Source organism: Arthrobacter sp. efr-133-R2A-120, from assembly GCF_030209835.1.
Taxonomy (GTDB): Bacteria; Actinomycetota; Actinomycetes; order Actinomycetales; family Micrococcaceae; genus Arthrobacter.
Genome location: NZ_JARVRF010000041.1, coordinates 1 through 12,090, shown reverse-complemented (window position 1 = coordinate 12,090; position 12,090 = coordinate 1). Strand labels below are relative to the sequence as shown.

At 64.4% G+C, this 12,090-nt stretch carries 13 protein-coding genes; 4 read left to right on the top strand and 9 right to left on the bottom strand.

Features of this window, described 5'->3' with window-relative positions; translation table 11 throughout:
• Positions 1 to 108 precede the first annotated feature (108 nt).
• Together QRN52_RS18285 and QRN52_RS18280 are read left to right on the top strand one after the other, a co-directional pair.
• Positions 109 to 1,041, top strand: a complete 933-nt coding sequence (locus QRN52_RS18285) for a LysR substrate-binding domain-containing protein (RefSeq protein ID WP_284754795.1) — start codon at positions 109 to 111, stop codon at positions 1,039 to 1,041.
• Positions 1,042 to 1,175: 134 nt separating this feature from the next.
• Positions 1,176 to 1,397 carry a hypothetical protein gene (locus QRN52_RS18280; protein ID WP_284754794.1) on the top strand — a complete coding sequence of 74 codons (222 nt, stop codon included), beginning with the start codon at positions 1,176 to 1,178 and terminating at the stop codon, positions 1,395 to 1,397.
• 143 nt (positions 1,398 to 1,540) lie between these two features.
• Here the strand turns inward: QRN52_RS18280 and QRN52_RS18275 are convergent, their stop codons facing one another.
• Positions 1,541 to 2,215 (bottom strand): 4-carboxy-4-hydroxy-2-oxoadipate aldolase/oxaloacetate decarboxylase, encoded by a 675-nt coding sequence (locus QRN52_RS18275; RefSeq protein ID WP_284754793.1) that lies wholly within the window; start codon positions 2,213 to 2,215, stop codon positions 1,541 to 1,543.
• Between the two features lie 45 nt (positions 2,216 to 2,260).
• The gene (locus tag QRN52_RS18270) at positions 2,261 to 3,469 is read right to left on the bottom strand and encodes an aspartate transaminase (protein WP_284754792.1); all 1,209 of its coding nucleotides are present in this window, start codon (positions 3,467 to 3,469) and stop codon (positions 2,261 to 2,263) included.
• A 293-nt stretch (positions 3,470 to 3,762) separates the two neighbouring features.
• Between QRN52_RS18270 and QRN52_RS18265 the strand changes: the two genes are divergently transcribed.
• Positions 3,763 to 4,293, top strand: a complete 531-nt coding sequence (locus QRN52_RS18265; protein WP_284754791.1) for a hypothetical protein — start codon at positions 3,763 to 3,765, stop codon at positions 4,291 to 4,293.
• Position 4,294: 1 nt separating this feature from the next.
• Here QRN52_RS18265 and QRN52_RS18260 read toward each other — a convergent pair whose 3' ends face one another.
• The 7 genes from QRN52_RS18260 to QRN52_RS18230 all read right to left on the bottom strand — a co-directional run bounded on the left by QRN52_RS18260 (position 4,295) and on the right by QRN52_RS18230 (position 11,410).
• Positions 4,295 to 4,651, bottom strand: coding sequence for a hypothetical protein (locus QRN52_RS18260; RefSeq protein WP_284754790.1), 357 nt, complete (start codon positions 4,649 to 4,651; stop codon positions 4,295 to 4,297).
• Between the two features lie 267 nt (positions 4,652 to 4,918).
• Positions 4,919 to 5,755 (bottom strand): HpcH/HpaI aldolase family protein, encoded by an 837-nt coding sequence (locus QRN52_RS18255; RefSeq protein ID WP_284754789.1) that lies wholly within the window; start codon positions 5,753 to 5,755, stop codon positions 4,919 to 4,921.
• Entirely contained in the window at positions 5,740 to 6,525 is a 786-nt protein-coding gene (hpaH, locus tag QRN52_RS18250; RefSeq protein ID WP_284754788.1) for a 2-oxo-hept-4-ene-1,7-dioate hydratase, read from the bottom strand. Before hpaH ends, QRN52_RS18255 begins: the two co-directional genes overlap by 16 nt.
• Positions 6,526 to 6,578: 53 nt before the next feature.
• Positions 6,579 to 7,667, bottom strand: coding sequence for a 3,4-dihydroxyphenylacetate 2,3-dioxygenase (gene hpaD / locus QRN52_RS18245; protein WP_284754787.1), 1,089 nt, complete (start codon positions 7,665 to 7,667; stop codon positions 6,579 to 6,581).
• A 36-nt stretch (positions 7,668 to 7,703) separates the two neighbouring features.
• A complete protein-coding gene (hpaE, locus tag QRN52_RS18240; protein WP_284754786.1) occupies positions 7,704 to 9,230 on the bottom strand; it encodes a 5-carboxymethyl-2-hydroxymuconate semialdehyde dehydrogenase in 1,527 nt (508 codons plus the stop codon).
• 55 nt (positions 9,231 to 9,285) lie between these two features.
• Positions 9,286 to 9,960: a GntR family transcriptional regulator gene (locus tag QRN52_RS18235; RefSeq protein ID WP_284754785.1), complete on the bottom strand. Its 675-nt coding sequence runs from the start codon at positions 9,958 to 9,960 to the stop codon at positions 9,286 to 9,288.
• Positions 9,953 to 11,410: a fumarylacetoacetate hydrolase family protein gene (locus QRN52_RS18230; protein ID WP_284754783.1), complete on the bottom strand. Its 1,458-nt coding sequence runs from the start codon at positions 11,408 to 11,410 to the stop codon at positions 9,953 to 9,955. Before QRN52_RS18230 ends, QRN52_RS18235 begins: the two co-directional genes overlap by 8 nt.
• A 203-nt stretch (positions 11,411 to 11,613) precedes the next feature.
• Here QRN52_RS18230 and QRN52_RS18225 point away from each other — a divergent pair.
• Positions 11,614 to 12,090 (top strand): FAD-dependent monooxygenase (locus tag QRN52_RS18225; RefSeq protein ID WP_284754781.1); only part of this gene is annotated, 477 nt, incomplete at its 3' end.

Here is a 12,090-nt window from a genome sequence, read left to right as displayed (position 1 = left end):
CAAATTAGTCGCTGAGAGACAGGTCACACAAAGACGGATTGTGTGTCCCTACATAGAATTTCCTTATGGCATCCAGGCCCCAATGAGGGCTTGGAGGAAGGCAGACCCATGGACACGCGGAAGCTCTCATATTTTGTAAAGATCGTCGATTCGGGGAGCATCACGAAGGCCGCCGCAGCGCTCCACGTCGCCCAACCCGCACTTAGCCAGCAGGTGTCCGCGCTGGAAAGTGATCTTAAGCAACGCTTGCTGATCCGCAGCAAGCAAGGAGTCGAGCCGACTGCCGCGGGACACACCCTCTATCGCCACGCCCAGACCATCCTGCGGCTCGTGGAACAAGCACGGCAGGACGTAGCAACATCCGGGGCCGCGCCGTCGGGCAGGGTGTCCATCGCCATCGCACCGTACAGCATGGCCTCCAGCCTGACGCCGCAGATCATCCGCGAGGTTGGCCGGCGATACCCGGACATTGTGGTGCACCTGACGGAGATCTTCGGCGGCGTGCTGAGCGAGGCAATCAAGAACGGCCGCCTCGACATGGCCCTGATCTACGAGCCGGGAAAGATCCGCGGAGTGCAGTTCACCACCATGATTGTGGAAGACCTGCACTTGGTGACCCACGAAGACGTCGATGTGGCCCAGGGGCGGACAACGGTCACCCTCGAAGAGGCCAGCGGCCTGGGACTATTCCTCCCCGAAAAGAACCACACCCTGCGCCAGATCATCGAGAAGGGCCTGGCCGAGCAAGGGTTGCCCCTGCGGCTCGTTGGGGAAGTGGAATCGGTTCCCTCGCTTGTCAGGCTCATTCGCGCAAACCTCGGGGCCACCGTCCTTCCCAAATCCGCAGCCGATGCGCTCTTCCCTGAGGAGAACTTCAAGGTCCTGCGGATCGTCGAACCGGCCCTGCAGAGCAAGATTGCCCTGTGCACCCCTGACCACGAGCCACTGTCAGAGGCCGCCTCTGCCGTGCTCATCCTGGTCAAGGAGATGCTGCAGCAACAGTTGATCAGCAAGTACGCGGCCGATCCATCCGAGGCTTGATCCATCCATAACATTGCCTTATCCGGACAGACATCTTTGGTCTTATTCACGGGCGTTTTTATTTCCTATTATCGAATTACCAAGTAATTCGAAAGCGGCTCGCGGATTCCGTGATCCCAATCAAAGGAACAGCGGTGAAAAAGATCAGCCAGACCCGGTGGGTTTCGAATCCAACCGTCGGAACGATCAGTGCACGGACCGGATTCCACTGCCCAAGGAATGGTTTCTGGCGTCCTTTGGGCGGCCTGGGCGAACCTCTCTTCGTCTTCGAAGGAAGCCTCATGCCCGCCCACGCCGGACACAGCATCGAGTGGTACCTGGTCGACGCCCGGCCTGGACGCCTCGGACTGGACTGACTCTGCCCTCAAACCCACTGCACCACGAAGGCGCCTTGCCCCCGGCAAGGCGCCTTATTCGTGCCCGGAAACGCGCGCGCAAAAGCTCTCAGGGCGCGCAAAAGGCCGGCCACCGTATTCGGTGACCGGCCCCGGCGAGACAATCAGTCTTCGACCAGGAGTCCCTTGGCCTTCAGCTTTTCCGTCAGTCCGCACAACTCGATGGTGGTGCCTCCGGCGTGGTAGGCCTTGATGAGCTCGCGTTCGGCGTCGTCCCGGGCCTGGGAGAGCGCGATGACCTCCTCAGCTTCCTCGCGGCGGACGACCACGACGCCGTCAGAGTCACCGCGGAGGATGTCTCCCGGGTAGATGATTTCATCGCCGAAGACGAGTGGGTGGTTGATCGGCCCAAGGGTTTCCTTGACCGTGCCCTTGATGCAGACGCTGCCCGAGAACACCGGGAGGCCCAGTTCGATGAGGTCCTGGGTGTCCCGCACGCCGGAATCCGTCACCATGGCCGCAATGCCTTTGGCCTTCATCGCATTGCCCAAGACGTCGCCGAAGGTGCCGGCGTCGGAAAATTCCTGGGCACCGACCAAGACCACATCGCCGGCCTGGGCGTAGTGGATGGCGACCTGAAGCATGAGGTTGTCCTGCGGGGCGCAGGCCACTGTCACGGCGGGGCCACAGAACGACATGGAGCGGTCGATCGGCTTGATTTTGGAGCTCAGGGCGCCCCTGCGGCCCTGGGCCTCGTGGATGGTCGCGGAGGAAAACGCCGCGAGGCGACTGACGACGTCGGCGTCCGGCCTCTGGAATTTGGTCTTTACGTGGATCATTTCCTGAATCTTTCTCTTGGCTGGCTTCTGGAGTGCCCGTAGGGCTTAGTTGAGGGCGCTAACTGCCTTGCGGATCGAGTCCACGCCGGCGTTGATGGTCTCCAGCGATGTGGCGAAGGAGATCCGGAAGTAGGGGCCAAGGCCGTAGGCGGAACCCTGGATGACAGCGACCGCGGCCGCGTTGAGGAGGTACAGCGTGAAATCCTGGTCGTTCTCGATGACTGTGCCGTCGGGAGCGGTCTTGCCGATGACCCCGCTGCAGTTCACGTAGGCGTAGAAGGCACCCTCGGCCGGCGCAACGGACAGTCCGTCAATGGCGTTGAGGCCCTCGACGGCGACATCCCGGCGTTTGCGGTACACCTCCACGCTGTCCCGGACGAACGACTGGTCGCCGTTCAGCGCAGCTGCCGCGGCTGCCTGGCTGACCGACGACGGGCATGAGGACGTCTGCGACTGCAGCTTGTTCATCGCCGCGATCAAAGGCGCCGGACCCACGCCGTAGCCAAGCCGCCAACCGGTCATTGCATAGGCTTTGGAGACGCCGTTCACCAGCAGGATGCGGCCACGCAGGGACGGAACGGCAGTGACGAGGCTGGTCACCCGGCCGTCCCCGAAGTGGATTTCGTCGTAGATCTCGTCAGTGAGGATGTAGACGTGAGGGAATTCCTCAAGCACGGCACCCAGCGCCTGCAGTTCTTCGCGTGAGTACACGGCGCCTGTTGGGTTGGACGGTGCGTTGAGGATGAGCCACTTGGTCTTGGCGGTGATGGCTTCGCGGAGAGCGGCCGGCGTGAGCTTGAAGCCAGTGTCTTCTCCGCAAGCGACGATCACGGGTGTGCCGTCGTTGGCGAGGACCATGTCCGGGTAGGACACCCAGTACGGTGCCGGGACGATGACTTCGTCGCCCTCGTTGAGCGATGCCATGAGCGCCACGTATAGGACTTGCTTGGCACCGCCGCCGATGGTCAGTTGGTTCGCTTCGTAGTGCACGCCGGTGTGGCCTTCGATCCGGCGGAGGATAGCGGTCTGCAGCTCGGGCGTTCCAGTCACGGAGGTGTATTTGGTCTCGCCTGCGTTGATCGCTTCGATAGCTGCCACCTTGATGTGGTCAGGTGTGTCGAAGTCCGGCTCGCCGACGGTCAGGTCGATGATCGGGATGCCTTCAGCTCGTAGTTCACGGACGCGGGCGGCGGCCGCAACGCTCGCTGAGGACTTGATGCGTGTGACCCTCGACGCCGGCAGGTACTCGGACATTGTCTTCTCCAGAATCGTGAAACTCAGGATTCGGGTGTCGAATCCCCAATTTCGAGACTAGGCACTGCCGGGCGCCGTGGATAAGACCTATTGTGCGTGGATCAATAAGAGACCCTTATGACCGCCTGTTCCATATGGGGGCTCCGTGGTCAATTAGGGAAATTTCATCCCTATATGGGAATCTTCTATGCACTTTCCTTATGGGTTCACTCGGTATTGGTATTTCCGCAGCTCTGCGAACGCCGCCTAGATTTCATAGATCAGAAGTTCGCGAAGAGTCCGAAAGGGATCCAATGCCAGCCCAATCCGGGTCCCTTCGGGGTCCGTCAACCACAGGCAGGTACACCTACCGGGCCAAGGCGCCAGCGCGGCCCCAAACCGTGACCAAAGGGGAGCGCAGCAAGCTCACGCACGCCCTCGCGGCGCACAGGCAACTCCTGACCCATGCGACGAGTGCCATCCGCACATTGACCGCTGCCCGCAACGAGATGATCGCCCAGGCCCTTGAAGACGGGCTCACCCTGGCCACAATTTCCGCGGTGACCGGGGAGAACATTCGGGCTGTCCGAACCATTGCTTTGGCTTATGACGACCTCCACCCGAGTGGGCTTCCGCGAGGCGCACACGTGGATGCCTTGAGGGCGAAAAGCGAGCAACTCAAGGCAGCCGAAAGGCACCGCGACCAGATCGTTAATCAGCGGGAGGCGTTGATTGTCACGGCGCTCCGCACCCAAGCCTGCGATGACCTTGAACTTGCCTCGCTGACCGGCCTCACGCCCGACCATATCCGCAGGTCAACACGGGGCATCGCGCGCTCCGCCTAGCTTACTTCGTGGCCTCTTTCTTTGCCGGAGGCGTCCTGCAGCTGAACAGTTCCTGTGTTCCTGTTTTCCTGGCGATGAGCACCGTCAATGCGCGGGCTGACGTTGAAATCGGTTCAAAATGTTGGATCGACCGCGCACCGACGTTCCAGATGCGCTTCACGCCCAGGACACGGTCGTGCTCGTCAGTGGCAACCAGGGGCGGACTTCCCTGCCCTGCCATGGGCCTGCGTTTCCAGCACAGACTGACCACCGTCGCGTGCTCCCAGAATTCCACGGCAGTTACGAAGAATTCGCGCCCCTCATCATCCAGAAACAGCCCGGACTGCGGGACGTAAACCGCCCGAAGATCGTACTCCACCGGGCCTGAACGCCTTGTAGCTGGCGGTTCGGTAGTGGCTGCAGTTTGTTGAGGATTGAGATCTGGTTGCGGGACCACGGCATGCTCCATTGAAATTGCGGTCGACCCCCTCCTCGACCGCCCCCGAGCGGCCTCGGGATATCCAATGTAGCTCCCAGCAAGAACCTCCGGAAGAGTGGCGACTACTTACCCGCATCATCGCGCGCGGCACGGGAGTTAATGAGGCCTGCGGCGCAGCATCTGACCCGCGAGCCGCGTGAGAAATGTTCAGTAGCTCGGCGGCCCTCCGCCTGACCCGTCGAGGGGCGCTCCGCCGTCGGGGGTTGCCGAGATGAACTTGTCCGCGAGGGCTTCGGTGCCGCGCGCAAGGAGCGCGACGTCGGCACCGACCAGCAGGAACGAGGCCCCGGCGTCCATATAGGCCCGGGCCGTGGCTTCGTTGAAGGCGTTGACACCGGCCGGTTTGCCCGCGGTTTTCGCGGCGGCGAGGCAGTGCTCGACGGCGGCACGCACCTTGGGGTGTTCCTGCTCGCCGAGCAGGCCCATGGACGCGGCAAGGTCGGAGGGCCCGAGGAAGATGGCATCGACGCCGTCGACCGCCAGGATCTCCTCCACGGCGGCGACGGCAGCCTCGGTTTCGATCTGGACCGTGACGCTGACGGTCTCGGCGGCCCGGGCGAGGTAATCCGGGATCCGGTTCCAACGCGAAGCGCGGGCCAGGGCCGAGCCGACGCCCCGGACTCCGTGCGGCGGGTAGCGCACGGCCGCGACGGCAGCCTTGGCCTCCGCGGCGGAGTTGACCATGGGGATGAGCAGGTCCTGCGCACCCAGGTCCAGGTATTGCTTGAGGAGCACGGTGTCGTTGACCGGAGGGCGGACCACGGCCTGGGCGGGGTAGCCGCGGACTGCCTGCAGCTGGGCGAGGATCGATTCGAGGCCGTTGGGGCTGTGTTCGGCGTCGATCAGGAGCCAGTCCAGCCCGGCCCCGGCGCACAGTTCGGCGATGAGCGGGCTGCCGGAACATACCCACATCCCGGCGAGGGGCCGGTCCGCGGCGGCCAGGGCTTGGCGGAACGTACGGTCTGGTTCTACTCGAACCGGCATGTGATGACTCCCAACGGTCCGTAGTCGGCGTGGACGGTGTCGCCTTTGTACACCCACAGCGGGCGGGTGAAGGAGCCGGCGAGGATGATCTCCCCGGCTTTCAGCCCGTCGCCGTGCGGGGCGATCTTGTTGGCGAGCCAGTGCACGCCGTTGGCGGGGTGGTCCAGGACGCCGGCGGCGACGCCGGTTTCCTCGACGGTCTGGTTCTTATACAGGATCGCCGATACCCAGCGCAGGTCCACGGCGTCCGGCCGGACCGGGCGTCCGCCCACCACCATGGCTCCCATGGCCGCGTTGTCCGAGATGGTGTCCACGATGGTCCGGCCCTCCATCTCGATCCTGGAGTCCAGGATCTCGAGGGCCGGAACCACGTAGTCCGTGGCGTTCAGGACGTCGAAGATGGTGCAGCCGGGCCCGGAGAGGTCCTTCTTGAGCACGAAGGCCAGCTCCACCTCGACCCGGGGGTGGGTGTACTGGTCCCATTCCACGGAGCACCCGGTGTCCAGGACCATGTCGTCGAAGATCGCGCCGTAGTCCGGTTCCGTGATACCGGTGGCGGCCTGCATGGCCTTGGACGTCAGCCCGATCTTGCGGCCCACCAGTGTCCGGCCCGCTTCCTCGTTGCGGCTGCGCCACAACTGCTGCACGGCGTAGGAATCCTCCACCGTCATCTCCGGGTAGCGGGCGGTCAGGCGCGGCACCGGGGTCCGGCTCCGGCCTGCTTCTAGTAGTTCGTCGGCAATGGTTTCTATCGTCTTCGGGTCAAGCATCTCCACACTCCGTTCGGCCATCCTGCGGTCAGCATACGTTGAGGGCTGCGGGCCTAGAGCTGCGAGCCGACCTTGAAGCCCTTCTTTTCCCCCGCGGGGCCGTCCTCGGGCTGGCGCGTGTACGAGAAGCCGTCGGCACCCACGGTGACCGCCATTTCGCTCTTTTCCTCGCGGATGATGACCGGCTGGGGGTTGCCGTCCAGGTCCAGGACGAGGGAGGCCTCGGTGTACCAGGAGGGGACGACGGGGTTGCCCCACCAGTCGCGGCGCTGGTTGTCGTGGACGTCCCAGGTGACGGTGGGGTTGTCCGGGTCTCCGGTGTAGTAGTCCTGGGTGTAGATCTCGATGCGGTGCCCGTCCGGGTCCAGGATGTACAGGTAGAAGGCGTTGGAGACGCCGTGCCTGCCGGGGCCGCGTTCGATCCGGTCGCTGATGCGCAGGGCGCCCATCTTGTCGCAGATCTGGATGATGTTGTGTTTCTCGTGCGTGGAGAACGCGATGTGGTGCAGGCGGGGGCCGTTGCCGCCGGTCAGGGCGGTGTCGTGCACGGTCTGCTTGCGGTGCATCCACGCGGCGTACGTGACGCCGTCGGAATCCTTGATGTCCTCGGAGACACGAAAGCCAAGGTCCTCGAGGTACTTCCGGCCCCGGGGGACATCGGGGGTGACCTGGTTGAAGTGGTCCAGGCGGACCAGTTCCCCGGCGGAGTAGAGGTCGTAGCGCTGGGTGAGGCGTTCGACGTGCTCCACGTCGTAGAAGAACTCGTAAGGGAAGCCCAGCGGGTCCTCGACCCGGACGGAGTCGCCGACGCCCTTGGTGAAGCCGTCCTTGCGGCGTTCCACCCGGCAGCCGAGCTCGCGGTAGTAGGCCTCGGCGGCGTCCACCTCGGCCGGGGACTTTACCCGGTACGCGAATGCGGCTGCTGCGGCGACCGGTCCCTTGCGCAGGACCAGGTTGTGGTGGATGAACTCCTCGAAGGAGCGCAGGTAGATGGTGTTCTCGTCTTCCTCGGTGACGTGCAGGCCGAGGAGGTCCACGTAGAACTCGCGGGACTTGGCGAGGTCCGTGACCACGAGTTCGAGGTAGGCGCAGCGGACGATATCCGGCGCCGGGGCCGTAGGAGTGGGGACGAAGTTGGTCATGGGGTTCTCTCTTCTTTGAAAGGGGTGGAAGCGCTCTTAGGCGCCGAATTTGGGGGTGTGTACGGTGCCGAGGGTGATGTGCACGGCCTGTTGGTCGGTGTAGAAATCGATCGAGCGGTAGCCGCCTTCGTGGCCCAGGCCCGAGGCCTTCACACCACCGAACGGGGTGCGCAGGTCCCGGACGTTGTGGCTGTTGAGCCACACCATGCCGGCCTCGACGTTTTGCGCGAAGTTGTGGGCGCGGGTCAGGTTCTGGGTCCAGATGTAGGCCGCCAGGCCGTATTTGGTGTTGTTCGCGAGGGCGAGCGCTTCGTCGTCGTTCTCGAACGGGGTGATCGCGACGACCGGACCGAAGATCTCTTCTTGGAAGATCCGAGCGTCGGACGCGACGTCGGCGAACACCGTGGGGGCGATGTAGTTGCTGTTGTTGAGCCCTGCAGGCAAGTTTTCCGGGCGTCCCCCGCCGGCCAGGAGCCGGCCTTCGGACTTGCCGATCTCCACGTACGAGGCCACCTTGGCGTAGTGCTCGGGGTGGACGAGGGCGCCGACTTGGGTCTTGGGGTCGTGCGGGTCGCCGACGACGATGTTCTTCGCGCGGGCTGCGTACTTTTCGCAGAACTCGTCATAGATGGCGCGTTCGACGAGGATCCGGGAGCCGGCGGTGCAGCGTTCCCCGTTGAGGGAGAAGACCCCGAACAGTGCCGAATCGATCGCGGCGTCGAGGTCGGCGTCGGCGAACACGACGCACGGGGACTTGCCGCCCAGCTCCATGGACAGGCCCTTGAGGTTTGCCGCGGCGTTGCGGAAGATCGTCTGGCCCGTAGTCGTCTCCCCGGTGAAGGAGATCAGCGGTACATCCGGGTGCTTGACCAACGCGTCGCCGGCTTCTTCGCCGAGGCCGTTGACCAGGTTGAACACGCCGTCGGGCAGTCCGGCGTCCTTGAAGATCTGCGCCCACAGCGAGGCCGAGAGCGGGGTGAACTCGGCCGGCTTGAGGACTACGGTGTTGCCGGTGGCCAGGGCGGGGGCGAGCTTCCAGGACTCGAGCATGAACGGGGTGTTCCACGGCGTGATCAGGCCCGCGACGCCGATCGGCTTGCGGTTGACGTAGTTGATCTGGGAACCCGGGACCTTCATGGCGTCGTCGAACTGGGCCACGATCAGGTCCGCGAAGAAGCGGAAGTTCTCCGCCGCACGCAGGGCCTGGCCCTTGGCCTGGGTGATCGGCAGGCCGGTGTCAAAGGTTTCGAGTTCGGCGAGGCGTTCTTCCTGGGCTTCGACGGCGTCGGCGATCCTGTTCAGGACGCGGGCGCGTTCGCGCGGCTTCATCTTCGGCCACGGACCGTTCACGAAGGCTTCGCGGGCCGCGGCGACGGCGAGGTCGATGTCTTCCTTCTGCCCGGCCGCGGCGGTGGCGTAGTTGGTGTTGGATACCGGGTCCAGGACGTCGAAGGTCTTCCCGCCGACCGAGTCAACGAACTCTCCATTGATGAAGTGCTGGATGTGGGTGGGAAGGTCCTTCGGGACGTAATGGGTGGTGGTTTCTGGTGCAGTGAACGTCATTGTTTCTTCCTTTACTAGTGCAACGCGGGGTCACTTACGGCCCATGTTGGGCCCTCTAATGGGCGCTAAGTGACCCCGCGTTGGTCTGTGCGAGGTACGCGTCCAGGGTGGCGCTGCGGTGGCGGCGGGCGGCTTGTTCGATGGTGTCGGCGTCGGCGTTGCTTTCGATGAGCTGCAGCAGCGCCTCGTGTTCTTTGACGGATTCCTGCGCGCGGCCGGGGACGAAGCGGAACGTCGATGCCCTGATCGAGGCCAGCCGGTTCCAACCCCGGTGCACGAGGTCAAGGATGTGCGGATTGGGGCAGTGTTCAAAGAGCACGCTATGGAAATCCTGGTTCAACGCCGTGAAGCGGACCGGATCGAAATGCTCCAGGCAGTCGCGCATCTCGGCATTGACCGCACGGGCCCGGGCGATGGCCACGGAGTCGATCAAGGGTGCCGACAATGCCGTCGCCGCTCCCTCGATGATGCTCAGGGTCTGCATCGTGTACAGGTACTCCGTGGGGTCGATCCCGGAGACCGTGGCGCCGACGTTGCGCTCGAACTTCACGAGCCCCTCGGCCTCCAGGCGGCGGATCGCCTCCCGGACCGGAACCACGCTCACGCCGAGGTCCTCGGCGATCTTGGCCAGCACCAGCCGGTATCCCGGCGTGTAGGTGCCCTCCACGATGCGCGCCTTCACGGCGGCATAGGCCTGCTCGGACTTGCTCCCGACGGCGGTTTCAGTCACCTTGGGCTCCTTCCCACTCCTGGTAACGGGCACGCCACTGGGCGTTCATCGGGTACAAACCGTCCACGCTGTTGCCCTGCTTGACCATCTCGAAGATGAAGGCCTCTTCCTTCTCCTGCTCGATGCACTCATCCACCAGTTCCCCGGCGATGGCCGGCGGGATCACCAGGATCCCGTCAGAGTCGGCCACGATGATGTCCCCGGGCTGGACCGTGGCCCCGCCGCAGGCGATGGTGATGTCCGTGTCCCACGGGATGTGGCGCCGGCCCAGCACGGCGGGGTGCGGGTTGGCGAAGTAGGTGGGCATGTCCAGTCCTGCCACCGCGGAATAGTCGCGCACGCCGCCGTCGGTGATGATCGCCGCGGCACCGCGCATCTGGGCACGCAGCGCTAGGATGTCACCCACGGTCCCTGTGCCCTTTTCTCCCCGGGCCTCCATGACCAGGATCTCGCCTTCGTTCACGGAGTCGATCGCCCGTTTTTGGGCGTTGAACCCTCCGCCGTGGGTCTTGAAGAGGTCCTCACGGTTGGGGACATAGCGCAGCGTCCGGGCGAGCCCGACGACGCGGCGGTCCGGGCGGGTGGCTTGCAGGCCGTCGATGCTCACGTTGTTCAGCCCGCGCTTGCGCAACTGGCTGGACAACGTCGCGGTCGCCACGCTTTCGAGCTTCTTCTTCAGCTCGGGGGTCAGGACAGGCACGACGGCGGGAAGCCCGGCCGCTTCACGGGATCCGTACGCTTCCTCCCGCTGCGTGTCATCGGACTTGGGCCGGGCGCCGAAGTCCGCGAACGCCGTCGTACCCTCCGTCACCGTGGTGGCCAAGCGACCGCTACTGAGCCCGCCGGCGGTGACCTCGACCTCGACGACGTCGCCGGGTTGGGCGACGGAAGCGCCGGCCGGGGTGCCGGTCAGGATGATGTCGCCGGTTTCGAGGGTGAGGAGCTGGGACAGATCGGCGACGAGGCGCGCGAAGGGGAACAGCAGGTCTTCGGTGGTGTCGTCCTGGACGAGTTCGCCGTTGTGCCAGGTGCGGACCCGCAATTGGGAGGGGTCGACGTCGGCCGCCGGGATGAGCGCGGGGCCCACCGGGGTGAAGCCGTCGCCGCCCTTGGACCGGAGGTTGGAGCCCTTGTCGGCGTAGCGGAGGTCATAGACGCCGAGGTCGTTGCTGGCGGTGACCCACTGGACGTGGCTCCAGGCGTCCTCCAGGCTGACGCGGCGGGCTGGCTTGCCGATGACTAGCGCAATCTCGCCCTCGTACCCGAGGAGTTCACAACCAGCAGGACGCTCCACCATAGAGCCGCCAAGAGCAAGCGAGGACGACGGCTTCAGGAAGTACGAAGGCTGCTCCGGCGTGCGCCCGCGCTGCGCCGCCCGGCTGGGGTAGTTGATATGCACCGCGATGACCTTGCGGGCCGCGGCCAGGATGTGGTCGGTGACCTGTTCCAAGATTTACTCCTCATCGAGTACGAAATCGTATACGATAACTATGACCCGGGAGTTTCGGAACGTCAACCCCTGACTTTCGGGCAGATCGTGAGGGCTTGTCGCCCACGTCACGCCTGCCGTACAGTTGGAATCCAATTCATGGTTCAAATATAGAATTCACAGTTCTATAATTGAACAACCACACGACGAAGTGAGGAAAGCCCATGCAGTTCCACCATCATGGTTATGTGTCCGGTGACCCGCGGGTCCAGCCGGCCGCCGGTGTCGGCGTCAACAGGCCCGTGGACCTTCCGGAGGAGGTCGACGTGCTCATCGTGGGCAGCGGGCCCGCCGGGATGCTTGCCGCCGCGCAGTTGTCGCAGTTTCCGGGTGTCACAACCCGGATTGTGGAGCGCCGCGCCGGGAGGCTCGCGATCGGCCAGGCCGACGGGATCCAGGCCCGGAGCGTGGAGACGTTCCAGGCTTTCGGTTTCGCCGAGCGGATCATTGCCGAGGCGTACCGGATCACCGAGATGGCGTTCTGGAAGCCGGACCCCGCGGATCCCTCGCGCATCATCCGGACCGCGCGGGCCCTTGACGATCCGACCGGGGACATCAGCGAATTCCCGCACCTGATCGTCAACCAGGCGCGCGTGCTGGACTACTTCGCCGAGTTCATGGTGAACTCCCCTGCCCGCATG

Coding starts and splice junctions, on each gene's coding strand:
- QRN52_RS18285 (WP_284754795.1), top strand. CDS start 109: ATGGACACGCGGAAGCTCTCATATTTTGTAAAGATCGTCGATTCGGGG.
- QRN52_RS18270 (WP_284754792.1), bottom strand. CDS start 3,469: ATGTCCGAGTACCTGCCGGCGTCGAGGGTCACACGCATCAAGTCCTCA.
- QRN52_RS18275 (WP_284754793.1), bottom strand. CDS start 2,215: ATGATCCACGTAAAGACCAAATTCCAGAGGCCGGACGCCGACGTCGTC.
- QRN52_RS18265 (WP_284754791.1), top strand. CDS start 3,763: ATGCCAGCCCAATCCGGGTCCCTTCGGGGTCCGTCAACCACAGGCAGG.
- hpaD (WP_284754787.1), bottom strand. CDS start 7,667: ATGACCAACTTCGTCCCCACTCCTACGGCCCCGGCGCCGGATATCGTC.
- QRN52_RS18255 (WP_284754789.1), bottom strand. CDS start 5,755: ATGCCGGTTCGAGTAGAACCAGACCGTACGTTCCGCCAAGCCCTGGCC.
- hpaE (WP_284754786.1), bottom strand. CDS start 9,230: ATGACGTTCACTGCACCAGAAACCACCACCCATTACGTCCCGAAGGAC.
- hpaH (WP_284754788.1), bottom strand. CDS start 6,525: ATGCTTGACCCGAAGACGATAGAAACCATTGCCGACGAACTACTAGAA.